The sequence below is a fragment of the Acinetobacter sp. AS167 genome (assembly GCF_037152175.1).
In the GTDB taxonomy this organism is placed as follows: Bacteria; Pseudomonadota; Gammaproteobacteria; order Pseudomonadales; family Moraxellaceae; genus Acinetobacter.
This window is the reverse complement of record NZ_JBBCMP010000004.1, coordinates 72,271-96,049: the sequence shown is the minus strand read 5'-3', so window position 1 is coordinate 96,049 and position 23,779 is coordinate 72,271. Positions and strand designations below refer to the sequence as shown.

At 38.1% G+C, this 23,779-nt stretch carries 20 protein-coding genes and 6 tRNA genes; 8 read left to right on the top strand and 18 right to left on the bottom strand.

The window, feature by feature from the left end; translation table 11 throughout:
• Window positions 1-39: 39 nt before the first annotated feature.
• The 7 genes from WFN33_RS09155 to WFN33_RS09125 all read right to left on the bottom strand — a co-directional run bounded on the left by WFN33_RS09155 (window position 40) and on the right by WFN33_RS09125 (window position 3,809).
• Window positions 40-489, bottom strand: coding sequence for a DUF2726 domain-containing protein (locus tag WFN33_RS09155; RefSeq protein ID WP_336952711.1), 450 nt, complete (start codon window positions 487-489; stop codon window positions 40-42).
• A gap of 62 nt (window positions 490-551) precedes the next feature.
• A tRNA-Asn gene (locus tag WFN33_RS09150) sits at window positions 552-627 on the bottom strand.
• Between the two features lie 623 nt (window positions 628-1,250).
• A tRNA-Asn gene (locus tag WFN33_RS09145) sits at window positions 1,251-1,326 on the bottom strand.
• 5 nt (window positions 1,327-1,331) lie between these two features.
• Window positions 1,332-1,407 (bottom strand) — tRNA-Asn (locus tag WFN33_RS09140).
• A 74-nt stretch (window positions 1,408-1,481) separates the two neighbouring features.
• Entirely contained in the window at window positions 1,482-2,123 is a 642-nt protein-coding gene (locus WFN33_RS09135) for a hypothetical protein (protein WP_336952709.1), read from the bottom strand.
• Window positions 2,124-2,204: 81 nt separating this feature from the next.
• Complete coding sequence (locus tag WFN33_RS09130; RefSeq protein ID WP_336952707.1) at window positions 2,205-2,831, bottom strand: superoxide dismutase; 627 nt, start codon at window positions 2,829-2,831, stop codon at window positions 2,205-2,207.
• Between the two features lie 219 nt (window positions 2,832-3,050).
• Window positions 3,051-3,809: a Nif3-like dinuclear metal center hexameric protein gene (locus WFN33_RS09125; protein ID WP_336952705.1), complete on the bottom strand. Its 759-nt coding sequence runs from the start codon at window positions 3,807-3,809 to the stop codon at window positions 3,051-3,053.
• Between the two features lie 171 nt (window positions 3,810-3,980).
• Between WFN33_RS09125 and WFN33_RS09120 the strand changes: the two genes are divergently transcribed.
• Entirely contained in the window at window positions 3,981-5,156 is a 1,176-nt protein-coding gene (locus tag WFN33_RS09120) for a S1C family serine protease (RefSeq protein ID WP_336952703.1), read from the top strand.
• 86 nt (window positions 5,157-5,242) lie between these two features.
• On the opposite strand, the gene WFN33_RS09115 is transcribed toward WFN33_RS09120, so the two are convergent.
• From WFN33_RS09115 to radA, 3 genes are all read right to left on the bottom strand, one after another.
• Complete coding sequence (locus WFN33_RS09115; protein WP_336952701.1) at window positions 5,243-5,569, bottom strand: EF-hand domain-containing protein; 327 nt, start codon at window positions 5,567-5,569, stop codon at window positions 5,243-5,245.
• Window positions 5,570-5,751: 182 nt separating this feature from the next.
• Window positions 5,752-6,753 carry a Tim44 domain-containing protein gene (locus WFN33_RS09110; protein WP_336952699.1) on the bottom strand — a complete coding sequence of 334 codons (1,002 nt, stop codon included), beginning with the start codon at window positions 6,751-6,753 and terminating at the stop codon, window positions 5,752-5,754.
• 552 nt (window positions 6,754-7,305) lie between these two features.
• The gene (gene radA / locus WFN33_RS09105; RefSeq protein ID WP_004722416.1) at window positions 7,306-8,691 is read right to left on the bottom strand and encodes a DNA repair protein RadA; all 1,386 of its coding nucleotides are present in this window, start codon (window positions 8,689-8,691) and stop codon (window positions 7,306-7,308) included.
• A 279-nt stretch (window positions 8,692-8,970) separates the two neighbouring features.
• Between radA and WFN33_RS09100 the strand changes: the two genes are divergently transcribed.
• The 5 genes from WFN33_RS09100 (at window position 8,971) to WFN33_RS09080 (ending at window position 13,474) form a co-directional block, all read left to right on the top strand.
• Window positions 8,971-10,371, top strand: a complete 1,401-nt coding sequence (locus tag WFN33_RS09100) for an amino acid permease (protein ID WP_004819689.1) — start codon at window positions 8,971-8,973, stop codon at window positions 10,369-10,371.
• 155 nt (window positions 10,372-10,526) lie between these two features.
• The gene (locus tag WFN33_RS09095; protein ID WP_034617490.1) at window positions 10,527-10,757 is read left to right on the top strand and encodes a hypothetical protein; all 231 of its coding nucleotides are present in this window, start codon (window positions 10,527-10,529) and stop codon (window positions 10,755-10,757) included.
• A gap of 33 nt (window positions 10,758-10,790) precedes the next feature.
• A complete protein-coding gene (gene lysA, locus WFN33_RS09090) occupies window positions 10,791-12,035 on the top strand; it encodes a diaminopimelate decarboxylase (protein ID WP_336952695.1) in 1,245 nt (414 codons plus the stop codon).
• Window positions 12,036-12,048: 13 nt separating this feature from the next.
• Window positions 12,049-12,894: a diaminopimelate epimerase gene (gene dapF / locus WFN33_RS09085; RefSeq protein WP_336952693.1), complete on the top strand. Its 846-nt coding sequence runs from the start codon at window positions 12,049-12,051 to the stop codon at window positions 12,892-12,894.
• Window positions 12,895-13,045: 151 nt separating this feature from the next.
• Window positions 13,046-13,474 carry a DUF7832 domain-containing protein gene (locus WFN33_RS09080; protein WP_336952692.1) on the top strand — a complete coding sequence of 143 codons (429 nt, stop codon included), beginning with the start codon at window positions 13,046-13,048 and terminating at the stop codon, window positions 13,472-13,474.
• 265 nt (window positions 13,475-13,739) lie between these two features.
• Here WFN33_RS09080 and WFN33_RS09075 read toward each other — a convergent pair whose 3' ends face one another.
• The 3 genes from WFN33_RS09075 to WFN33_RS09065 form a co-directional block, all read right to left on the bottom strand.
• Window positions 13,740-14,117, bottom strand: a complete 378-nt coding sequence (locus WFN33_RS09075) for a VOC family protein (protein ID WP_336952690.1) — start codon at window positions 14,115-14,117, stop codon at window positions 13,740-13,742.
• Window positions 14,118-14,349: 232 nt separating this feature from the next.
• Window positions 14,350-16,779, bottom strand: coding sequence for an endopeptidase La (lon, locus tag WFN33_RS09070; protein WP_336952688.1), 2,430 nt, complete (start codon window positions 16,777-16,779; stop codon window positions 14,350-14,352).
• A gap of 147 nt (window positions 16,780-16,926) precedes the next feature.
• A complete protein-coding gene (locus WFN33_RS09065; RefSeq protein WP_336952686.1) occupies window positions 16,927-17,511 on the bottom strand; it encodes a 5-formyltetrahydrofolate cyclo-ligase in 585 nt (194 codons plus the stop codon).
• A gap of 547 nt (window positions 17,512-18,058) precedes the next feature.
• Between WFN33_RS09065 and WFN33_RS09060 the strand changes: the two genes are divergently transcribed.
• Together WFN33_RS09060 and WFN33_RS09055 are read left to right on the top strand one after the other, a co-directional pair.
• A complete protein-coding gene (locus WFN33_RS09060; RefSeq protein WP_442892790.1) occupies window positions 18,059-19,249 on the top strand; it encodes a putative solute-binding protein in 1,191 nt (396 codons plus the stop codon).
• A 190-nt stretch (window positions 19,250-19,439) separates the two neighbouring features.
• Window positions 19,440-20,054, top strand: coding sequence for a YiiX family permuted papain-like enzyme (locus WFN33_RS09055; RefSeq protein WP_336952684.1), 615 nt, complete (start codon window positions 19,440-19,442; stop codon window positions 20,052-20,054).
• Window positions 20,055-20,139: 85 nt separating this feature from the next.
• Here the strand turns inward: WFN33_RS09055 and WFN33_RS09050 are convergent.
• From WFN33_RS09050 to WFN33_RS09030, 5 genes are all read right to left on the bottom strand, one after another.
• Window positions 20,140-20,215: transfer RNA gene (locus WFN33_RS09050), tRNA-Glu, on the bottom strand.
• 42 nt (window positions 20,216-20,257) lie between these two features.
• Window positions 20,258-20,333: transfer RNA gene (locus tag WFN33_RS09045), tRNA-Glu, on the bottom strand.
• Between the two features lie 130 nt (window positions 20,334-20,463).
• On the bottom strand, window positions 20,464-21,366 hold the full coding sequence (locus WFN33_RS09040) for a hypothetical protein (RefSeq protein WP_336952683.1): 903 nt from the start codon (window positions 21,364-21,366) through the stop codon (window positions 20,464-20,466).
• A gap of 131 nt (window positions 21,367-21,497) precedes the next feature.
• Window positions 21,498-22,922, bottom strand: a complete 1,425-nt coding sequence (locus WFN33_RS09035) for an amino acid permease (RefSeq protein WP_056514257.1) — start codon at window positions 22,920-22,922, stop codon at window positions 21,498-21,500.
• A gap of 334 nt (window positions 22,923-23,256) precedes the next feature.
• Window positions 23,257-23,332 (bottom strand) — tRNA-Glu (locus WFN33_RS09030).
• Between the last annotated feature and the right edge of the window lie 447 nt (window positions 23,333-23,779).

Here is a 23,779-nt window from a genome sequence, read left to right as displayed (position 1 = left end):
TGAAGGGTATAAGCTTTAAAAATGCTTGGCTGATCATGTTTAATTAGCAATATCTTTTCTTAAATCACGACAACTGGGAATATCTGTATAGCGATATACCTGATAACCTGCTTGCTCTAACATCTCGTCACGTTGTGCATCGATATGCTCTTTGCCAAGGTGACTGGGATCATCGAGTTCAATAATAGCAATTACTTCAAGCTGTTTATCGAGTAAAACAAAATCGGTCACTTTACGATTGAATTTGGAACGCAATTTAAATTGATTGCAATCAATTAATGCGCTAAACGCGACTTGCGCAAGTACATGATGTTGTGGAAAGGCTTCATTTAAACGGAAAAACATTTTCTGTTCAAAAGGGGTGATCACACGTTTTGCATAATAATGTTTATTTCGAAATAAATACTGACCAAAGCAGGCAAGCAATAAAGCAATGGTTGCGATACTGCCAATCAATAAAAATAAAATTTGATGTAAATCGAGAGACATAAGCGATCGGTATCATATAGACAAGAAAAAACCCACTCAATCATGAGTGGGTTTTTAAAATCTGGCTCTCCAACCTGGGCTCGAACCAGGGACCTGCGGATTAACAGTCCGTCGCTCTACCGACTGAGCTATTGGAGAATCTGGAACGCATTTTAGGGATGAAATGGGAATGGGTCAAGGAAAAATTGTTAAATCCATCATAAAAAAGCATTATTTGCTAAATATTTGATCATTCTGAATAAAAGTAAATCTGAATAAAAATTAAAGTTGTTTTAAGCGTTCTGAAATTGAGAGTGAAATCAATTATAGTCAACCTGTCAAAAAAACTCAGACTCAAGAATATAATTTCTATTAATATTTTTAATTAAATCAATTTTATGGAAAAAATAAATTGTTAATTATAAAAAGCTTGCAACACCACATCTTACATTCAAAGTTTAAATTCCTTTGCGTAGGCGATGCCAAACCTTGCGCTGCTAACAAAGCAGTGCTTTGTTTTTGCTCATGGGCGAGGGGGACGTCCTGTACCTCCGCCCAACGGCGACATCCCTGTCGCCCCGCGGTAGGATAACCATCTAGGATTCAAAAGTACAAAAATGAATTGATAACTAACATTTTCTAAAATTTGATACAAAAACATAAGCTTTATTTATAATCAATGACTTGTATGAATAATTAAATGATTTGACCCTACATCTTTTCTTTATAGAAAATAAAGATATAAAAAAGCCCACTGCATGATGAGTGGGCTTTTTAGAATCTGGCTCTTCCACCTGGGCTCGAACCAGGGACCTGCGGATTAACAGTCCGTCGCTCTACCGACTGAGCTATGGAAGAATAGATGGCTCTCCAACCTGGGCTCGAACCAGGGACCTGCGGATTAACAGTCCGTCGCTCTACCGACTGAGCTATTGGAGAATCTGATGCGCATTTTATGGATGAAAGCCAAAGTGGTCAAGTGAAATGATAAGAAAAAAGGCTTAAATGTTTTTTTATTGTCCGAATTTAAAGAGTTTGTATATATATTGATTATTTTTAAAGTTTTCTAGTTCTTTATTCGAGATTAAATGATCATAAGTGATTAAATTTTGTTGCAGTTGGAGAAGGGTTTGTATTCGTTGTGATGGTTTCATTCGGACTAAAGCGCTAAAAATAATCGCGATTTCTAAGATTTGAATATTTTTAAAACGCAAGTTTGATGAAATCACTATCTTTTTAGCCCTATAGGCTTTTTTCCACAAAAAATGTTGTTGCATAATTTGATCAATAAACATTAAGTCAAGTTCGTAACACATACCAAAAGAAAAGCCTCTATGTTCTTGCTGTATTTTACGCATGCTGAAAGCGGAAATTTGTGCATAATCGAAGGTGATTTTTATTGCATGCATTTGAATTTGACAAAACTCGGAATGAAAACGTATCTGTGGTCGTCCATGTTTGATCAGCAAAGACAATGAAATAAGTTCAAACAACACGATAAACAGCCAAAACAGGACCACCAAAATGAAAGTGAAGCTGATATCGTCCGAATTGGTAATATAGAGATAACAGGGGATCTGAATGGCGCTAAGCATGGCATAACTATAAAAGATTTTTATTGGATCTGCTTTTACAGTGTAACTAGGATTGATCATATTAGAATTGAAAAAAATGAATCACATAAAAAGGCCATTCTAAAAAGAATGGCCTTTATCCAAAAATAAAATGCTTAGATCTTATTTTTCAACACCAGCTTCTTGGCCCGCATATTTCGCGTTTGCATAGTCCCAGTTTACAAGGCTTTCTAAGAAAGTCGAAATGTATTTAGGACGAGCATTACGGAAGTCGATGTAATATGCATGCTCCCAAACGTCAATTGTAAGTACCGCTACTTTGCCATGTGCAAGTGGAGTATCTGCATTTGAAGTTTTAAGAATAGAAAGCTCGCCATTCACTTTATCAGCAACTAACCAAGCCCAACCTGAACCGAATTGAGTTGTTGCAGCAGCAGCGAATTCTTCAGCGAATTTTTCGTAAGAACCGAAAGCTTCATCAATTTTAGCAGCTAAAGCGCCAGTAGCTTTACCGCCACCGTTTTTAGCCATACAGTTCCAGTAGAATGTGTGGTTCCAAACTTGTGCAGCGTTGTTGAATACACCTGCTTTAGATGCATCGCCAGCTACAGCCACAATGATCTCTTCTAAAGTTTTACCTTCAAGATCAGTACCCTTGATTAAGTTGTTTAAGTTTACAACATAGGTATTGTGGTGCTTGTCATGATGATATTCTAAAGTTTCTTTACTGATGTGCGGCGCAAGATCTTCATAGCCGTATGGTAAAGCAGGTAAAGTAATGGTTGTCATGTTTTAAATTCCTTGCATTTAGCTGGGTTTTAACATTAAGTGGCTTTATTGTAATGGATTCTTTCAACAATTGTGCAAGATGTTAAATAACAATACACAATTTATTTCGATTTAATACGTATAAAGAAAATGTAAAAAATGCATCGCATTTTTATGAAAAAATGTCTAATCGGCAAGCCAATATTTGTCTACAAATGAGCTACATTTTTAGGATAACACTTAAATTGGATTGTTGAGTTCGAAATAGCGATAATCAATCTTGAATTGTTCAGCGATCGCTTGACCAAGTTGTTGAACACCGTACCTTTCAGTTGCATGATGACCACATGCATAGTAATGCACATCTAATTCTTTTGCTTCATAAAAAGTACGCTCACTCACTTCACCTGAAATATAGGCATCACAATTCATTGCTGCCGCTTTGCCTATAAAATCCTGTGCTCCGCCTGTACAAAATCCAACTTTTTGGATCAGCGTTTTTTCTGCGGTTAAATGTATGGTATTGAAGCCTAATTTTTCAGTAAGAAGGTGTTTAAAATCTTCTGGTGAGATTGGAGCTTTTAAATAACCGATATTACCAATCGGATTGCGTTCGCTTGGGTCTAAAGCTTCAATATTTTCCAGTCCAAGGATTTTGGCAATCATTGCATTATTCCCTAGTGTTGGATGTGAATCTAAGGGGAGGTGGTATCCAACAAGTGAAATATCATTTTGGATTAATGCTTTGATTCGTTTGCCACGCATACCTGTGATTGGATAGGGTTCGCCTTTCCAGAAGTAGCCATGATGAACCAAGAGAAGGTCTGCTTGTTGTGCAATTGCTGCATCAATTGCATCCTGTGACGCCGTGACTGCACACAGGATTTTTTTTACTTCAGATCGTCCTTCGATTTGTAATCCATTGGGCGCGTAATCTTTAAATTCATGCGATTTTAAGGTTTGATCACACCATTGGATGATATCTTTGAGTAAAGCCATGAATAACCTTTAATTAAATTAAGTGTGTTAAGAACATCAAAACATATTTTAAATTGTAACTAAAGCTGAACAAAACTCTTTGTGTTTTTTATGTTTCTTGATTGAATTGCTTTACAATATACAAATTGCTTTTGCATCAACGAATTAAAAAATTCTTAGAGGAATAAAAACGTGCGGCGTTCATTTACTTGGCTCCCTTGGGTTTTACTGATACTGGTTATTATTTGTTTTGTGGTTTGGCAAAAACTTCAACAGCCCAAAGCGCCTATTGCTGCTGATGGTGTGAAAATGCCAGCTGAGAAAGTTGAACCTTTGGTCAATACATCTCGAACGGGCGGTGTGGTGTCCTATAGTGCTGCGGTCAAAGTTGCCGCACCAGCAGTAGTCAATATTTTTACAACTCAAAAAGTAAAACAAAATCATCCATTACTCAATGATCCTGCGTTTAGAGAATTTTTTGGAAATCAGATTCCTGAACAAAATCAAAACCAGAATGAAAATAGTTTGGGTTCAGGGGTAATTGTTCGTCCAGATGGTTATATTTTGACAAATAACCATGTGATTGCTCAAGCAGAACAAATTGTTGTTGCCTTGCAAGATGGTCGTCGTGCTGAAGCAACTGTAATTGGCACAGATCCTGATACAGATTTGGCTGTGATCAAAATAGAATTGAAAGAATTACCTGTATTACCATTTAAATTGAGTGGGAATGAGGTAGGAGATGTTGTACTGGCAATTGGAAACCCATTTGGTGTAGGGCAAACTGTAACTCAGGGTATTATCTCTGCGACAGGCCGTTCTGATCTTGGTATTAATACTTATGAAGATTTTATTCAAACAGATGCAGCAATTAATCCAGGTAACTCTGGTGGTGCATTGATTGATGTGGCGGGGAATTTGATTGGCGTCAATACTGCAATTTTCTCTCAGTCAGGTGGTTCATTGGGCATTGGCTTTGCCATTCCTGCGAAAATCTGTCAACAAATTTTAAATTCGATTTTGAAAGATGGTCGTGTGATTCGTGGATGGATGGGTATTAGTTTAGTCCCACCAACCCAAGCGGATGTATTGCAGCCACGTCAGCCTGGTGTTGTAGTTGCTGATGTATTGAAAAAAGGTCCTGCGGCGGAAGCGGGAATTAAAGTCGGTGATCGTATTATTAAAGTGAATAATGAAGATATTACTTCAACCTCACATTTAATTAATTATGTTGCACTTCAAGCACCAAATACCGATATTCAAGTTGAAGTCATTCGTGGTGAACAAACTGTCAATCTCACTGTTAAAGTGGGTGAACGAAAAGTTCAAAGTGCTGATTCACAGTTTATCCCTTTACCACGACGTTAAGTATCGCAAAAAATTTAGCCCTGATGAATCAGGGCTTTTTTATTTCGAAAATGAAGGTTTTCCTTAGCTCAAAAGACTATTTAGTGTTAGTGAGGCCAATTGGCACAGGGATTAGGTAATAGGCTATGGATTGCGCCAACTTCTTCATTTGAGAGCTTTGTATCTTTATTTTTATCTAAGAATTTAAATAACTTAATGTTTTTATCTTGACCTTTAAAGCGTCGGTCATCTGGCCATGGGAGTGGATCAAAGTCTTTGACTTTTAAGAACTCATTGAGCTCAAAGGTACCATTTTTATTTAAATCATAGGTTTTATGGAATTTCTCCCAGTCTAAAGAAGCCGGATCACAGGCAAAGCTAAAGCTTGAAAATGCACTACAACTGAGAATTAGACTATAGATTATTTTATTCATTTGTTTTATCCCATTTTTTTAATTAGCTTTGATTATAAAGACAAAGTGATTTTAAACGAATGGCTGCATCTCAACAAAACTATTTCCGTCTTGATTCAATCTATTCGATAGAAAATACTATATTTTTAAAACAAAAAAACAGTGCCGAAGCACTGTTTTTATTGCAATAAAACGCTATTCAATTAACTTTCTTGTTGAATTCCAGCAACTAACCAATCTTGAGTAGACCCTGCTGGTTTAACAAAGTGCCATACTTCTGAGAACGGTACAGGTTGACTATTTAAGTCTTCGCTGACTGTTCCTGTAAAACGAACACTCACCACGTATTGTCCATTTTCTGTTGCACTATCCAATACCAATGCATTTAAGTTCGAAAACTCAGCCACATCTTGATCTTGGTTTGCCATGATATCGCTGTACATTGACTGATAAAGATCAGCTGTTAAATAGCGCTGAATTTCAGCAATGTTGCTCACAGAGTTCATTGACTGAATATGGTTAAAGCGTTGACGAGCAACACGTAAGAAAGCAGCAGGTTCCGTTCCATCTGGAAGTTGATTGCCGCTTTGCATTGACGCTGCACCAAAAGGTGCTTGTGTTGCAGTACCACCATTCACCGACTGACCAAAAATATTGGTAGAGTCATTCGAACTACGTGTCGCATTGTTTTGCCCAAATGGCGTAGATGTTGAACCTGCGCTATTTGGTGCATATGGATTATTGCTGGCTAATTTTTTTTTTGCACCGAATTTACGGAATAAGAAGAATGCAGCACCAGCAATCAGGATTAACCAAATCCAACTTGGAATTCCACTTTGTTTCTCTTCTTGTTGAGCAGCTGCTTGTTGTTTCGCTAATTCAGCATCATTGGTCTGAGCTTGTGCGTTACCATTATGATCATCAGCCATCGCATTTGCCGCAATCGCACCTACTGCTGCACCTGCAACACCAGCAGCAACCATTTTACCTACACCAGAACCTGATTTTTGTTGACCAGGTTGAGCAGGCGTTGGTTGTTGAGCAGGCGTAACTTGTCGAGGTTGAGAATAAGACTGACTTGAACTCGAAGAACGGCTCATGCCATGGCTTTTACCACCACCTGCACGTTTTGCTTCAGCTAAAGGTGCTACAGCCAAAGTTGCCATTAAAATACCTGCGATCAAGCCGCGCTGTCGAACTTCCATTGAATCTACCTATATTAAAAAATATGTTGATGAATATGAGTGCAAGCATATTACTGTATTGCTTTCCATAGTTCTCTTTATGCAGTCTTTTTAAGAGAATTTCAATGTTTTTAAGATTTATTTACACATATATTCACATAAACATAACGAATATATTGCTGGGCTTTTAAAGCTCAATACAGATTTTCTAATCTATTGAAATAATTAAAACAATCAAATTAAAAAGGCTTTTATCATATCGGTGAAATTGTCCTGTGATATATAAATTTAGCGAGGCAATTTATGATAAAAATTCTCATGATTTAAAAGATAATTTAAAGCATCCAGTAGATAGCTTTTATCTTTTAATTATTTGAATACATATTGAACGCTCAATCCGTTATAAAAATGATTAAACCAACTATTGTTTTAGTTTTAGTCAAATATTTATTTTTTTATTGGATTTGTGAGGGTTCATTTAAATAAGGGATAAGATACAAATTTTTATTTAAACTATCTATCAACGCAAGCTTACTTCCTTGTAAGGCTTGATCTTATTTTATAACGTGATAATTAGACCTCATCACTCAATTGCATGGCCTCTGTTAACGCCTCATGGAGTCGAGCTACTGCAATGATTTGTACACCTGCAATAGGCTTTTGTGGTGCATTGCCTCTAGGTACGATGATGTATTTAAAACCATGTTTTATGGCTTCTTTTAAGCGCTCTTGTCCATTAGGAACTGGGCGTATTTCACCTGATAACCCCACTTCACCAAATACAGCCAATTGTTGTGGTAAGGCTTTAGAGCGTAAACTTGAAGCACAGGCCAAAAGTACCGCAAGATCAGAACCTGTTTCGGTAATTTTCAAGCCACCCACGACATTGACATAAACGTCTTGTCCAGAGGTCTGTACACCACCATGACGATGCATGACTGCAAGCAACATATTTAAACGGTTTTGTTCTAAGCCCAGTGCAACCCGACGTGGTTGTCCATGCGCATCATCAACCAGTGCTTGAACTTCAACCAATAACGGACGTGTCCCTTCACGACTGATCATCACCACTGAACCGGGAATCGCTTCATCATAACGACTTAAAAAGATGGCAGACGGATTGGCGACTTCTTTTAAGCCCTTATCGGTCATGCCAAATACACCAAGTTCGTTGACCGCACCAAAGCGGTTTTTGACAGCACGAATCATACGGTAGCGGGAGTCAGATTGGCCTTCAAAATACAGTACGCAATCGACCATATGTTCAAGCACACGAGGCCCCGCCAATGCACCTTCTTTGGTGACGTGACCAACAAGAAATAATGCTGTACCACTATTTTTTGCAAACCGAGTCAAGAGTGCAGCTGACTCACGAATTTGCGAAACACCGCCGGGAGCAGATTGTAAGGTTTCAGTATATAAGGTTTGGATTGAGTCAAGGATGGCAACAGCAGGACGTAATTGTGCGAGGGTATCACAAATTCGTTCTACGCAGGTTTCTGCCATGACTTGTAATTTATCGGTAGCTAAGTCAAGACGATTGGCACGTAAAGCTACTTGTGAAAGTGATTCTTCACCAGTGACATAGAGCGCTGAATTCTTCGCAGCAGCCATATGGGTTGCGGTTTGTAAAAGAATGGTAGATTTACCAATACCGGGGTCACCCCCAATCAGGACGACAGAACCTGTGACTAAACCACCACCTAGCACACGATCAAATTCGCCAATACCCGTAGCTAAACGTGTTTCATTAGACACTGTAATCTGATTGAGTAAAGTGACATTGGCTGCTTGTCCTGCATATCCACCGCCCATAGGTTTGGCGCGATGTGATACGACAGGTTCTATTCGCACTTCAGTCAGAGAATTCCATTCACCACAGTCGGAACATTGACCTGCCCATTTTGGATGGTCTGTACCACATTGTTCACAACGATAAACAGTTTTAACTTTGCCCATTTTGAGTGCGTTCACCTTTTGAATGATCTGCTGAATGTACCAATAGCGCTATTGAAATACAATTTTTTGTGCAACATCTCGCCAAAAACTATTTTGGCACGTAAACTGCAAATCGAAGGAACGGTAAAAATAAGAAAGGTAAGGGATAGTCATTTGACTATTAAATAAGCTAAAAGATGAAAAAACTTAGTTATTTTAAGTATTCATTGAAAAAGGCTTTTTTATTTTTTTTGTTTTAAGCTACTTTTAAACAACGAAATCTGAGAGAAGAATATAACAATGTCAAATGAAAACCTCAGTTCTTCTGCGGAAACAGGTGAACTAGCAAGAAGTTTATCGAATCGTCATCTACAATTAATTGCAATTGGTGGTGCGATTGGTACAGGCTTATTTATGGGTTCAGGAAAGACGATTAGTCTTGCAGGACCATCCATATTATTTATTTACATGATCATTGGTTTGATGGTTTTTTTCGTCATGCGTGCGCTTGGTGAACTGTTACTTTCAAACTTGCAATACAAGTCATTTATTGATTTTTCTACAGATTTGATCGGACCATGGGCAGGCTATTTTGTCGGATGGACTTATTGGCTGTGCTGGATCACTATTGGTATCGCAGATTTATCTGCAATTATCTATTACTTACAGTTCTTCAATAATGGGGTGCCCTTTACCCCGACTGAAGGGGCCATGATTAGTGTTGCCGCAATCTTCTTTATTTTAGGATTGAACCTAGTCACAGTAAAACTGTTTGGTGAATTGGAATTCTGGTTTGCGCTGATCAAAATTATTGCCATTGTGGTGTTAATTTTGGTGGGTTTCTGGATGATTTTTACTGGCTTTACCTCGGCAGCAACAGGTCAAGTGGCGTCATTTACTCATCTTTGGGATCATGGTGGAATGTTCCCGAAAGGTTTTGAAGGCTTCTTAGCAGGCTTCCAAATTGCCATATTTGCTTTTGTCGGTGTTGAACTTGTTGGTACCACCGCAGCAGAAACCAAAGATCCAGAGAAGAACTTACCTAAAGCAGTTAACTCAATCCCAATCCGTATTATTTTCTTCTATGTATTGGCGTTAGTGATTGTTATGTCAGTTACACCATGGAATATGATTGATCCTAAAGTTAGCCCATTTGTTAACTTGTTTAGTCAAGCGGGAATTGCTGCGGCTGCAATCATTATGAACTTGGTGGTTCTTTCTTCTGTAATGTCTTCAATGAACAGTGGTGTATTCTCAACAAGTCGTATGCTATTTGGTCTTTCTCGTGAAGATCAAGGTCCTAAAGCATTTGGTCTGTTAAATAAACGCGCAGTTCCAGCGAATGCTTTATATTTCTCTGGTGTATGTCTATTGGGTGGTGCGGCATTACAATACTTCGTTCCTAATACTGTCGAAGCATTTACTTTAGCAACCACACTGTCCACGATCTTGTTTATCTTGGTATGGATTATTATTTTGTGGAGTTACTTGGTGTATTACAAAACACGCCCAGAACTTCATGCAAAATCAGTGTTTAAATTACCAGGTGGACCGATTACTTGTTATATCGTGATCATTTTCTTTGTCGGTACGATTGGTATTCTTGCATTAGAACCAGATACAATGAAATCATTGATGGTCAGTCCAATCTGGCTCATTATCCTTGCGATTGGTTATTTCTGTTTTTATAAGAAAAAATAGTTATTAACGATTTCAATGATATTGATAAGAAAACGTCAGTAATTTACTGGCGTTTTTTTTATTCTCATTTTAAGCTTTAATGCTTCCGCTTTGGTCTATATTTTAGATTCAAGGTATAAGGTATACTGACGAAAATTTTGGAAATAGGTGAACAAATGCGTTTTGCAATTTGTGGCATCGGTTTAGTTTTAGCAAGTGCTGTGTTGGTGGGTTGTGGTCAATCAGGCAATTTGCAATTGGCAAACAGTCAAGACTATGACAAACGTGCCAAATATTTGCTCTATTCAAAAGATGCCAATAAAGCTGCCCAAAGCAAGGCAAAAGTGCAAGATCAGACAGCTGTTGCAGATCAGTCTGTGCCCGCATCTCAAGCTACTTCAAACTAAACCTAATTACACTTTCATTGAAAGGATAGATTCATGAGTTTCTCCCGCATTCATGGGGTATTGCATGCAGAGCAATGTTCTTTAGATCAACTCGCGCAGCAATATGGCACACCGCTTTATGTTTATTCAAAGGCAACTTTTGAAAAGCATTATTTGGATATGGATCAGGCATTTAGCTTTATCGATCATCAAATTTGTTTTGCGGTGAAGTCAAACTCAAATCTTGCGGTATTGAATGTATTGGCAAAATTAGGCTCAGGCTTTGATATTGTCACAGGTGGTGAGCTTGCGCGAGTCCTTGCCGCAGGTGGAGATGCTACAAAAATCGTATTCTCAGGTTTAGGCAAACAAGAAGCAGATATTCAAAAAGCCCTAGAAGTGGGGATTGCGTGCTTTAATGTGGAATCTCATGCTGAGCTTGATCGAATTCAGAAAGTTGCGGCAGCTTTAGGTACAAAAGCTCCGATTTCGTTACGGGTAAACCCCGATGTAGATGCGAAAACCCATCCTTATATTTCGACAGGTTTAAAAGAAAATAAATTTGGTATTCCATCAGATTCAGTTTTTGAAACCTATCAATATGCAGCGTCTTTACCTAACCTTGATGTGATTGGAATTGATTGTCACATTGGTTCGCAATTAACTGAAACACAACCTTTCGTAGATGCGCTTGACCGCGTCATTATGATGATTGCAAAATTAAAAGAATTGGGCATCCAGCTGAAACACATCGATATTGGTGGCGGTTTAGGGGTGACCTATAAAGATGAAACACCGCCAAGTGTTGCAGAATATGCCAACGCAATGCGTCCAGCTTTAGAGAAATTAGGCTTAAAAGTCTATATGGAACCGGGTCGCAGTATTTCAGCAAATGCTGGGGTATTGGTGACGAAAGTTGATTTGTTAAAACCAACCAATCATCGTAATTTCGCAATTATTGATGCTGCAATGAATGACTTGATTCGTCCCTCGCTTTACCAAGCGTGGATGGACATTCAAGCTGTGGTATCGCGTACAGATCTTGAAGCAAAAACATGGGATATCGTGGGTGCCATTTGTGAAACAGGCGATTTCCTCGGTAAAGAACGTGAACTTGCCATTCAGGAAAATGACAATCTTGCTGTTTTAGGTGCTGGTGCGTATGGTTTTGTCATGAGTTCAAATTATAACAGCCGTGGTCGTGCTGCTGAAGTCATGGTCGATGCTGACCAGTCGTATGTGATTCGTAAGAGAGAAACGATTGAATCACTTTGGGAAAATGAAAGCTTATTGCCTTAAGGAGCCATTTTAAATGTTATTAGAATTTACCAAAATGCATGGTCTGGGCAATGACTTTATGGTGGTTGATTTAATCAGCCAGCGTGCATTTTTTGATGCAATGACCATTCGCCGTTTGGCTGATCGGCATTTCGGGATCGGTTTTGATCAACTGTTAATTGTTGAAGCACCAGATTTTCCCAATGTTGATTTTAAATATCGTATTTTCAATGCAGATGGTTCAGAAGTAGAGCAATGCGGCAATGGCGTACGTTGTTTTGCTCGGTTTGTTTATGAACGTCAGTTGACCAATAAAAAGCGTTTTAAGGTTCAAACCAGTGCTGGTATTGTCGAACCTGAATTGGGTGAAAATGGTTGGGTACGAGTCAACATGGGCTATCCAAAATTTTTACCCAATGAGATTCCATTTCTTGCAGAAGAAGCAGATGCATTGTATGACATCGCATTGAAAGATAATGAATCGCTGACTATTGATGTGGTCAATATGGGCAATCCACATGCGGTCACAATCGTTCCCGATGTTTTAACTGCAGATGTTGCCAAAATTGGTCCTCAAGTGGAAGCGCATGCGCGTTTTCCGCAACGAGTAAACGCAGGCTTTATGCAAATTGTTGATGAAAAGCATGCGCGCTTACGTGTGTTTGAACGTGGTGTGGGCGAAACGATGGCATGTGGTACAGGCGCTTGTGCAGCCGCAGTCTCTGGAATGCGTCGTGGTTTACTTGCCAATAATGTAGAAATTGAGTTAGCTGGTGGTAAATTACAAATCGAATGGAAAGAAGGCGATGTGGTTTGGATGACAGGCCCGACTGCAACCGTTTATGAAGGCCGTTTAGATTTACGTTATTTCCAAGGTTGATCTCCTTTTCTCTTATCAGCTTACAAAAAAGCCCTGAATTAATTTCAGGGCTTTTTTATCTCTAACTGCATAGTTTTTGGATTAAAAAATATAAAATAAGTGTTTATACTGCTTAAAGATCTAAATAAATAATCACAAGGAAAAATAAATAATGGCAATAGATCGTATTGATTGGCATGGCGAATCGGCAGAGCAAGCAGGCTTTCCATATGAAAATGGTGGGACGCATATTGGAATTTATTTAGCATGGATTATCAATAATCAATTAGAAGGTGAGTTTCACCAAGAAGAAAGTGTTGATGAATTAGAACAAGTCCGTACACGTCAAATAACTGGGCGAGATTTTTTGATCAATATGTGCGATGAAAAATTTTGGGAAGAAGATTTAAATCCACAGGGTTTTGAATTTACCCAAGCTTATTATGAGAGTCATCAGTATTTAAAAGATTATGATGAGATATTAGTCAATGCTCAAGGTTTGATCGATACTTATGCTGTAGATGATACATGGGAAAACTATGACTTAATGGCTACGATGATTAGCCAAAAATATCAACAATGGAAGCGCAATCGAAAATAAATCAGCATTGTATGTACATTAACAAAATATACTTTTTCATTGATGGGCTTTTGTCAGCATACTCAAATTTAATCATAAAAAAACACAGTCCAAAATGGGTCGGACTGTGTTTTAACGTTGACCTGTCTGGAGACCAAATCGACGTTAAGTAACCACACTTACAGCGCGCATAGTTATATAATTTATATATGAGGATGACAGCGTATTTTTCAACCAGCAAAGTTGCCAATTTTAAATTGGTCATTCTATTTGTACTCCCACCCAATTAATTCATTGAGTGAATACCAAATATATTGCCTTCAGTATCAACTGCTAAAACAATATGACCATGAGGTCCGATCGACATTTTTGTTTGATGAATTTGACCACCAGCAGCTTCTACTCTGGCTTCTTCAATTGCACAATCTTCACTGGAAAAATAAATAATGGTACTGTTACCCCCAGCAGATATACCCTCCATTTTAACCAATGAGCCAGTTGCGCCATATTGGTTCATATCTGATGGAAATACCCACATTTCTACTGATGAATTGCTGGGATCACTTAATAAACTAAGCTCCGTGCCGATTACAGTTTGATAAAATAATTTAGCTCGCGCCATATCATTGACATAAATTTCGAACCAACACACTGGATTTGACATAAAAGTGTCCTTTTATTTTGCTGTTATCTGTTTTATGACCATACATGGCTGTATTCATAAGCCTAAGGGCAATTGAGCCTTTAACTTCTATTTTAGACTTTATCCTGATTAGCTTATGACAAACTTAACTTAAGATCAGCTGTATTTTGTAAGAAAGTATATTTTTTGATCACTATCCGGGGAGTCATTAAAAAAAAGAACGCCGAAGCGTTCTTTTTTTTCGATCATTGGATTAATGACGTGCAGCTTTTTTGCCTTCATCCACTGCTTTAACGATGGGTGCTTTGACCAATGGTGTAGGATGCTCAACTAAAGCAAGTGGAAGAATCTCATCGATACTTTTCACCGCTTTAATTTCTAGACCATCTTTCACGTTCTGAGGAATTTCAGCTAAGTCACGTACGTTTTCTTGTGGTATAAATACCAGTTTAACTCCACCACGATGTGCTGCTAAAAGTTTCTCTTTTAAGCCGCCAATACGCATTGCTCGGCCACCTAAACTGGTTTCACCTGTCATTGCAATATCAGGACGAATTGCAATCCCAGTGAATGCCGAAACAAGAGCAGTCGTTAAAGCCAAACCTGCTGATGGTCCATCTTTCGGTGTTGCACCTTCAGGTAAATGAACGTGTACATCGGTTTCTTCAAAACGAGAAGCTTCGATACCCAATTCATCAGCACGTGTACGAACCACAGTCATTGCCGCAGTAATGGATTCTTTCATTACATCACCGAGTGAACCCGTAGTAATAAATTTACCTTTACCTTTTACTGCCGCTACTTCAATGGTGAGTAACTCACCGCCAACAGAAGTCCATGCCAAACCGTTTACACGACCTACTTGAGCTTCTTCTTCAGCCATGCCGTAATCAAACTTATGCACGCCTAAATATTCAGGTAAGTTTTCAGCAGTGACATCAATATGTAAGTTTTTCGCTTTCTTACTGACGGACTCTTTTACTACTTTACGTGCAATCTTAGAAACTTCACGTTCAAGACTACGTACACCAGCTTCACGGGTATAACGACGGACAATGTCACGGATCGCTTCCTCATGAACTGTCAATTCTTTGCCACGTAAGCCATTGTTCTTGATTGCCTTTGGAACAAGGTAACGATCTGCAATATTGACTTTTTCGTCTTCGGTATAACCTGGCAAACGAATTACTTCCATACGGTCTAATAAAGCCTCTGGAATATTCATACTGTTTGCAGTACAGATAAACATCACTTCGGACAAGTCAAGATCAAGATCTAAGTAGTGATCGTTAAACTTGTTGTTCTGTGATGGATCAAGTACTTCAAGCAGGGCAGAAGCTGGATCACCACGATAATCCTGTGCCATTTTGTCAACTTCATCGAGCAAGAACAGTGGGTTCTTAACACCAACTTTTGTCAACGACTGTACAATTTTACCCGGCATCGCACCAATATAAGTACGACGGTGACCACGAATTTCTGCTTCGTCACGAACACCACCGAGTGCCATACGAACGAATTCACGACCAGTTGCTTTGGCAATTGATTCTCCGAGTGATGTTTTACCAACACCTGGAGGCCCAACTAAACAAAGGATTGGACCACGAAGTTTTTTAACGCGTGATTGAACAGCGAGGTATTCAACAATACGTTCTTTGACTTCGTCCAAACCGTAATGGTCTGTATCTAAAATTTCCTGAGCTTTAGCTAAGTTAATGCTGACTTTGCTCGCTTTATTCCAAGGCGTATCTAAAATCGCCTCGATATAGTTGCGTACAACAGCAGCTTCACTTGATGCTGGTTGCATTGCTTTTAATTTGCGGAATTCATTTTCAGCTTTTTTACGCACATGTTCAGGTAAATCAGCTTCCGCTAAACGTTTTTCAATTTCAGCAACATCATCTTCCGCACCACCATTCATATCGGAAAGTTCACGCTGAATGACTTTCATCTTCTCATTGAGGAAGTATTCGCGTTGATTCTTTTCCATTTGGCGTTTTACAGAGTCATGCAATGTTTGCTCAATCTGTTGTTCTTCAGATTGTTGCAGTAAATAAGTCATCAACTCTTGTAAGTGTGCTTCAAACTCATCGTGCTCTAGGAATTTTTGTTTTACATCGATATTTAAAGGTACACGGGTTGCAACAAAGAACAACAATTGTAATAAATCATCGATTTTATTTGCTGCTGCAATCAATTCACGTGCATTACGCAATTTGGCTTCTGCATACTGTGAAAACAGTGCACGTAATTCTTCTACACGTGTTGCTTGAGTATCTTTATCTACAGATATCGTCATTGGGCTTAATGCATGTTCAGCCGATAAGTATTCATCATTGTCGATGATTTCAACCAGCTTAGAACGATGTAAGCCTTCAATTAGTACCTTGATACAGTTTTCATCATTTTCATGATTCACAACTTGTACAATCTTCGCGACGGTACCATATTGATATAAGTTGTCGTGATCAATTTCTTCTGTAAGCGAATCTTTTTGCGCAACTACAAATACTAAATTGTCACTGTTACGAGCCACATCAACTGCATTGATCGATTTTTCACGACCCACAAATAGCGCGATTTGCATATGTGGGTACACAACCACGTCACGCAACGCTAAAAGCGGTAATACACTTGGAACCTGTGGCTCTAAGTTTTCTTGATTCATAATAATCTCAGACATGGGCACTCCTAATGAGTGACAACGGTGTTGCCATGTTTTTTATAGTGATGTGTATTTCAAAAATTACAAGGGCTTTGCCGAATAAAAAGTTTAAAAAATCGCAAGTATTTGATTAACAAATAAACCTATTTACATTTATTGGTCACTTTAACGCCGAAAATAATAGGTTTTTGCTGGGGTAATTAAGCTATCTAGGGACTGATCCCATGAATTTCTTGTAAGCTCATGGGTGAGTAACTGGAAATTATGGGCTAAACCGAGTCGATGTGGGCGGTATATAGCGGATGCAAGTGTTCGATCATAGAAACCTCCTCCCATGCCCATACGGCTCCCTTTTAAATCACAAGCCAATAAAGGCATGACCACTAGATCGAGTATTGAAATATGCTTAGCACGACTTGCCATGGGTTCCAACATCCCAAGACGATGTAAAGAAAAGCGGCGATTGCGAAACTGCCGATTTGATATTTTGACCCAAACCAGTTTTTTATTCATGTTACAGATCATGGGCAAATACACGGTTTTTCCAATTGCACAGCAATATTCGATAAGTAATTTGGTTTGAATTTCACCAAAAGCGTCTAAATATAATCCAATTTTCTGCGCATTCAAAAAATGGTGGTGGCGTAGCATCTGTTTAAAGCATTGCCGTTCGATCATTGCTTGTTGATTACGGGTCAGCTTTTGTCGTTGTTGTCTTAAAGATTTACGCAGTTGTGAATTTTGATCCATATTTTGAATGCTAAAACTAAACTATTGCCAGTATACAATGAATTGATAAACGGCATCATAAATTGAGATTTGTCACGATAAAGCGATGAAGTATCAATAGCGTTGAATCGGGAAGCAATGCTTGGCATTTCCTTGAAGATGTATATTGAGTTTGACCAGCAACAGATTTGATGAGCCGAAAATATTATTGATAAAAAATTAAGTAATCATAAAAAACGGTTTTAAAAAGAATGGCAATATGATTGTTCTATTTCGATTACTTTTATTCGCCAGAGTTTGCGATAAATGGGCGATTTTAAGATATATTCTAATCGTTTGATATCAAACAATTAAAATATCGATATTTCATATTTTAACTTCAAAGTGTCTATTCTGACAAATGTAGGATTTTGCTCAGTCAATTGCAAATCAAAGCACTTCAATTACGCTGATAAAAAAATTCACGTGAGTGATGATTATGGATAACCACGAAAATAAACAGGAAAAGATCATGCACAGTAAGCTCAAAAAAAAGTTTAATCCTTTGTCACGACGGTTTGTTATCTCAATGCTTGCATTGACGAGCACTTTACCATTTATTACTTATGCAGCTCCAGCAACTCCAAAATTGGACCTTGAATTGTCTGCACATTCAAAAAATAAAATTAAAACCTTAATGAATGATCCAAAAGTTTGGCAACAGATTCCTAAAACAGTCACGCTGTGTGTATTTTCTCCAGATGGTGCCAATAGTGAAGCTTTTGAACAAGCGACCAGTTATATCAGTGAATTGCCACGTATTACCCAAATTGCCAAAGAGTTTGGGGTAGATATGAAAATTACCCGTCCAACCAAATTATCGATGCGTATTGATTTAAATTATCCAAAATTAAAGAAAACTGCTTCAACTGATATTAATTTAAGGGTTTATACCGATGAACGTGTATTAACTGAGGATTTTCGAAGTAAACGTTGTGATGGAGCTGGAATCAGTAACATTCGTGCGCGTCAGTTTAACCCTTTTGTGGGGAGTATTGATGCCATTGGGGCAGTGCAAAACTATAAGCAATTAACTACAGTGATCCAGTTGCTTGCACGCCCAGAGTACGATGCAAAAATGGTGAATAGGGATTATGAAGTCGTAGGGATTGTTCCGTTAGGTGCGGCATATATCATGGTCAATGATCGCCGTATTGATACCTTATCGAAAGCAGCAGGAAAAAAAGTAGCGGTCATGAACTTTGACGGCACTCAAAAGAAGTTGGTGCAAAATGTCGGTGCACAACCTGTTTCTGTTGACCTATTAACAGTGGGTGGAAAGTTTAATAATAAAGAAGTCGATATTATGGCGGGGCCTGCTTTGTTATTTAAGCCTTTAGAATTGAAAAAGGGCATGACTGATAAAAATGGTAATGTAGTCGGTGGCATTATTCGCTTTCCTTTGATACAGGTGACAGGCACGTTAATTATGCATCGGAATAAGTTCCCTGCAGGTATGGGGCCAATTGCACGGGAAATGATTTCTAAACAGCTCAGCCCAGCATTTCAATTTGTTGATAAACTGGAGCGAGAAGTTCCAGATAAATATTGGTTTGATATTCGTGAAGCGGATAAACCGGGCTATATTAAGATTATGCGTGAAGCCCGTATTCAGATGACAAAAGAAGGCTTCTATGACCCAACAATGATGAAAATTTTGAAAAAGGTTCGATGTGGTCAAACCCCAAGTAGTTTTGAATGTGCTTTAAATGATGAATGATCGGGTTTTGATGACATATTAAGTCAAAAGCAAAATCACAAACAGCTGATATTTTTTATTTGAATTGAAAAGTGAAAGAGCAAAATGAAAGTTTATTTTGCTCCTTTTTTATTGCAAAGTTTAGGCAATTCTTTATTACTCTGTTAGATTAAACCCAAGATAAAGAAGATCAAAATTAAGATTTGAAAAGATGTTAAAAAAACAATTCAAGTTATTCCTGTTGGCCTTGTTATTTTGTTCTACCTCTGTATATGCAACACAATATCAGACAGGGGATATTATATTTCATACTTCTAAATCAGCACAAAGTCTGGTAATTCAAAAAGCCACACATTCACCATATAGTCATATGGGAATGATCGTGATTAAACACGAGCAAGCTTGGGTTTTAGAAGCCATTCAACCTGTGAAATATACACCTCTGCGGCAATGGATCAATCGAGGTGTAAATAAAGCTTATATTGTAAAACGTTATCAAACTGAGTTGACAGCAGAGCAACAACACAAGTTAATCAAACAAGCTGAGACTTATTTAAATAAGCCCTATGATGTTTATTTTGAGTGGAATGATGATGCAATTTATTGTTCAGAAATTGTATGGAAAGCTTATCAATACGCTTTAGGGCTAGAACTGGCACCCTTGGAAAAATTACAAAGTTTTGATCTCACAGATCGAAGTGTTAAAGCGCTCATGCACCAACGATATGGACAGCATATTCCATTGCAAGAAACAGTGATTGCGCCAAGTGCAATTTTTAATTCAAAGAAACTGAAAACGGTTGACTCGGTTGCTGGTTTGAATTGATTGGAAATATAGTAGACATAAAAAAACCTGAATCATGATGCTCAGGTTTCTTATAAGAAGAGGTATATAGATACTTTCTTGAATGTGGCGACCCTACGGGGATTCGAACCCCGGTTACCGCCGTGAAAGGGCGATGTCCTAGGCCTCTAGACGATAGGGTCAATAAATTGAGGCTGACTCTTGAAACAAAACCACTAAATTAATGGCGACCCTACGGGGATTCGAACCCCGGTTACCGCCGTGAAAGGGCGATGTCCTAGGCCTCTAGACGATAGGGTCGTTTCAGAGGTGGGCGTATATTAGGGCGAATACTGGAACGTGTCAAACTTTTTTCTACAATAAAAACTGAAATTACGTTTATATGGATAAAAACAAAACAATATGACCAATGTGGTTAAAATTAATACCATTATTGAGGCTTGCAATACAGCATAGCTTCTAAAATATTTTGAACCACTGCTGGATGTTGTAAATAGCCTGCGATTTGATGGGGAGTATGAATAAAAGTTGAAATAGCGGTATTTATAATTGCCGGTTGAAAGTCAAAAGGAGCATTGATCAACGGAAAAGCGGTTAAGAAATCATCTAGGGAATAGAAATTTTGCCAATCACCATTTAGACACCTTGGTCTTTTGATAGGTGGAGTCAGTTTAGACTGAATCACTTTAAAGGCGAGTGGTGAGCCTAAAGTAATAAAGCGTTGTATCTCGTAGTTTACTTGCAGTTGTTGTAAAAGATTATAGGCAATCACAGTCCCTAACGAATGCGCAACGATAATATACGGTTGATTGGGTTCTAAGTTGGCAAGTATCCGTTGATGGACTTCATCCATAAACTGAGGATTGGCGAGGTATAAATAAGTTTCGATGAGGAATTTATGAATCAGACTTTCATGGAGTTTTGGAAAATTATTTAAAATTAAAGAGAACTCTTTGAGTGCTTTATCTTTTAACAATTGCGAAGCCAAATACAAGCGTTTAGATAATTTTAAGTCGTGATCAGGCATGAAGTAGGGCAATATTGGAATTGCGGGAGAGGCATTTAAAATTGTACTAGGTGGTGGTGTTGTATGTTTATGAAAGTGAAAGTTTACCCATGATTTAGGTAGAAAGCTTTCTAAGTCAAAGCGATTGCTTAATTGGTGTTTAGTGATTAAATCGCCATAAAAAGCTAAACGAATATCTAATTGCGCTGTTGCAATAGGCAACTTAAGTTCATCAATTCCTTGCTGAAAAATATCAACCCAATGTTGTTTTAAACTTGCAGCATTATAATTCTGCTGGTTCATGCCATGAATAAAAATAATCTTCATTGGGTTTTTTATAGATTGTTATGTTTAATTATTAAATTACGAGTTTAAACTGATTTTGACTATCTTTGAATGTACAAAAAGTGTAGCCCATGGCTACACTTTTTGTTTAGAAATGATCTGATAGGTCTTGTTTAGGATTGTGATTGATCTTTATATAAGAATGCGTAGCTGATATAGCAAATTGCAATAAAGATTAAACAACAAATAAAGCCAACCACCATTTCAGGATCAAACACCATACTGATACAGGTAATTAAACAGAAGATAAAACCTAAGATCGGCACAATTGGAAACAATGGTGCAGCAAAGCCCAACTCAGCTTTGGTATGACCTTGTTTGTACCATTGACGTCTAAAATTAAATTGGCTGAGACAAATACTCATCCATACCACAACCATGGTAAAAGCAGCCACACCCAACAAGTTTTTAAAAATAGTTTCAGGCGCAAATTGCTCTGAAAGTAAGCCAGGTAGTGCGCCAAACATGGTGACAATCACCGCTATATATGGAATACCGCGTGCATTGACCCTAGAAAATAATGCTGGAAGCTGTTTCTTGGCCGAGAGCGACCACATCATACGTGATGCAGCAAATAACCCTGAGTTTGCAGCAGACAACAACGCAGTAATGATCACAAAACGAATAATGTCTTCTGCGTATGGAATACCAATATGATCAAATACGGTAACAAATGGGCTGCTACTGACACCTTCAGCATGTAATCCTGCCATTTGGTGGGGAAGCAATGCACTAATGACAATGATGGTACCTACAAAGAAAATCAATAAACGCCAAATAGCAGTATTGATTGCTTTAGGCACATTTTTCGCGGGATCTTCAGTTTCACCTGCAGCAACACCAATTAACTCTGTACCCGAGAAGGCAAAGTTAACGATTAACATGGTGGTGAAGATTGGGAATAGGCCTTGTGGGAACCAGCCTTCATCCGTTAAATTACTAAATAACGGTGCTGAAGTATGTCCCTGATAATTTAAAATACCAAAAATTGCCAACAGACCAAAAAGAATAAAAGCAATTACCGTGATGACTTTAACCAAAGAGAGCCAGAACTCAGATTCGGCAAACCATTTGGTTGAGCTCATATTTAAGCCAAACACGATTGCTGCAAAAATCAGCGTCCATAGCCACATGGAGATATGTGGAAACCATTCTTGCATCAGCAAAGCTGCAGCAGTGAACTCAGTCCCTAAAGTTGCTGACCATGTCAGCCAATATAACCATGTGACCGTGTATCCAGTACCTGGACCAATATATCGTTGCGCATAAGTACCAAATGAACCTGACTCAGGCATATGAACAGCAAGTTCACCTAAGCACAGCATCACCATATAGGCAATTACCCCACCGAGGATATAAGAGATAATGGCACCAATAGGACCTGTTTGTGAGATCACCTCACCAGAACCTAAAAAAAGCCCAGTACCGATTGCACCACCAAGCGAAATCATCACCAAGTGACGAGTACTCATTGCTCGTTTGAGTGGTGAAGAATTAGATGATACCTGAGCATCATTTTGATTTGGTGATGACTGCATAAGCTTCAGATGGAAATAAAACAAGAAGCGCGCTATTTTAGCCCAATTCATAAATAGTGCAATGATTGAGTGCTGCTAATGCTCAATAAGCAATACTATAAATCGTAGTGAGTTTATTTTTTTAATAAATAGTTTTTTAAATCAATTATTTATATATAACTCTATGCTGGTTATTTTAAATTAAAAATCCAGATTATTGCTGAAAAACAATCTTTTAAATATGAGAGAGCGGTAGTTTTTAAATGCTTTAAAATACGATAGATATAAAAAAGCCTGAGTCGCATTGCTCAGGCTTTTCTTACGAGAAAGTTTTATATAAAAACAATCTCAAATATGGCGACCCTACGGGGATTCGAACCCCGGTTACCGCCGTGAAAGGGCGATGTCCTAGGCCTCTAGACGATAGGGTCGTGATGAGGTGATGCGTATATTAAGGATAAAAGACTTTTTTGTCAAAATGGATTTAGCGAAAAAACGTCTAACTGATGAATCTATAAGCGAATCATTAGGTATTTGTTTTTAATTTAACCATAAAGCTATTTTTGTTTTTAGAAGAATCCAGATCAAATAAAAAACTGCATTATTTATATATGGATCACTTAAAAATTATGTTGCAGATTAAAAGCCTAAAATACATTCAACCTGTCAAAAAACTTAGCCACAAGAATATAATTTCTCTTAATTAATATCTTAAATTAAATCAATAATGTAGAAAACAAATTGTTTGATTGTAAAAAACCTTAAACTACCACACCTTATATTCAAAGTTTAAATACCTTTGCGTAGGCGATACCTGACTTTTCTTAGGAATTGCCAAACCTTGCGCTGCAAACAAAACAGTGCTTTGTTTTTGCTTA

Excerpts from the sequence above, each read along its gene's own strand:
- WFN33_RS09155 (WP_336952711.1), bottom strand. The coding sequence starts at position 489 with ATGTCTCTCGATTTACATCAAATTTTATTTTTATTGATTGGCAGTATC.
- WFN33_RS09135 (WP_336952709.1), bottom strand. The coding sequence starts at position 2,123 with ATGATCAATCCTAGTTACACTGTAAAAGCAGATCCAATAAAAATCTTT.
- WFN33_RS09130 (WP_336952707.1), bottom strand. The coding sequence starts at position 2,831 with ATGACAACCATTACTTTACCTGCTTTACCATACGGCTATGAAGATCTT.
- WFN33_RS09125 (WP_336952705.1), bottom strand. The coding sequence starts at position 3,809 with ATGGCTTTACTCAAAGATATCATCCAATGGTGTGATCAAACCTTAAAA.
- WFN33_RS09115 (WP_336952701.1), bottom strand. The coding sequence starts at position 5,569 with ATGAATAAAATAATCTATAGTCTAATTCTCAGTTGTAGTGCATTTTCA.
- WFN33_RS09110 (WP_336952699.1), bottom strand. The coding sequence starts at position 6,753 with ATGGAAGTTCGACAGCGCGGCTTGATCGCAGGTATTTTAATGGCAACT.
- radA (WP_004722416.1), bottom strand. The coding sequence starts at position 8,691 with ATGGGCAAAGTTAAAACTGTTTATCGTTGTGAACAATGTGGTACAGAC.
- WFN33_RS09100 (WP_004819689.1), top strand. The coding sequence starts at position 8,971 with ATGTCAAATGAAAACCTCAGTTCTTCTGCGGAAACAGGTGAACTAGCA.
- WFN33_RS09095 (WP_034617490.1), top strand. The coding sequence starts at position 10,527 with ATGCGTTTTGCAATTTGTGGCATCGGTTTAGTTTTAGCAAGTGCTGTG.
- lysA (WP_336952695.1), top strand. The coding sequence starts at position 10,791 with ATGAGTTTCTCCCGCATTCATGGGGTATTGCATGCAGAGCAATGTTCT.
- dapF (WP_336952693.1), top strand. The coding sequence starts at position 12,049 with ATGTTATTAGAATTTACCAAAATGCATGGTCTGGGCAATGACTTTATG.
- WFN33_RS09080 (WP_336952692.1), top strand. The coding sequence starts at position 13,046 with ATGGCAATAGATCGTATTGATTGGCATGGCGAATCGGCAGAGCAAGCA.
- WFN33_RS09075 (WP_336952690.1), bottom strand. The coding sequence starts at position 14,117 with ATGTCAAATCCAGTGTGTTGGTTCGAAATTTATGTCAATGATATGGCG.
- lon (WP_336952688.1), bottom strand. The coding sequence starts at position 16,779 with ATGTCTGAGATTATTATGAATCAAGAAAACTTAGAGCCACAGGTTCCA.
- WFN33_RS09065 (WP_336952686.1), bottom strand. The coding sequence starts at position 17,511 with ATGGATCAAAATTCACAACTGCGTAAATCTTTAAGACAACAACGACAA.
- WFN33_RS09060 (WP_442892790.1), top strand. The coding sequence starts at position 18,059 with ATGCTTGCATTGACGAGCACTTTACCATTTATTACTTATGCAGCTCCA.
- WFN33_RS09055 (WP_336952684.1), top strand. The coding sequence starts at position 19,440 with ATGTTAAAAAAACAATTCAAGTTATTCCTGTTGGCCTTGTTATTTTGT.
- WFN33_RS09040 (WP_336952683.1), bottom strand. The coding sequence starts at position 21,366 with ATGAAGATTATTTTTATTCATGGCATGAACCAGCAGAATTATAATGCT.
- WFN33_RS09035 (WP_056514257.1), bottom strand. The coding sequence starts at position 22,922 with ATGCAGTCATCACCAAATCAAAATGATGCTCAGGTATCATCTAATTCT.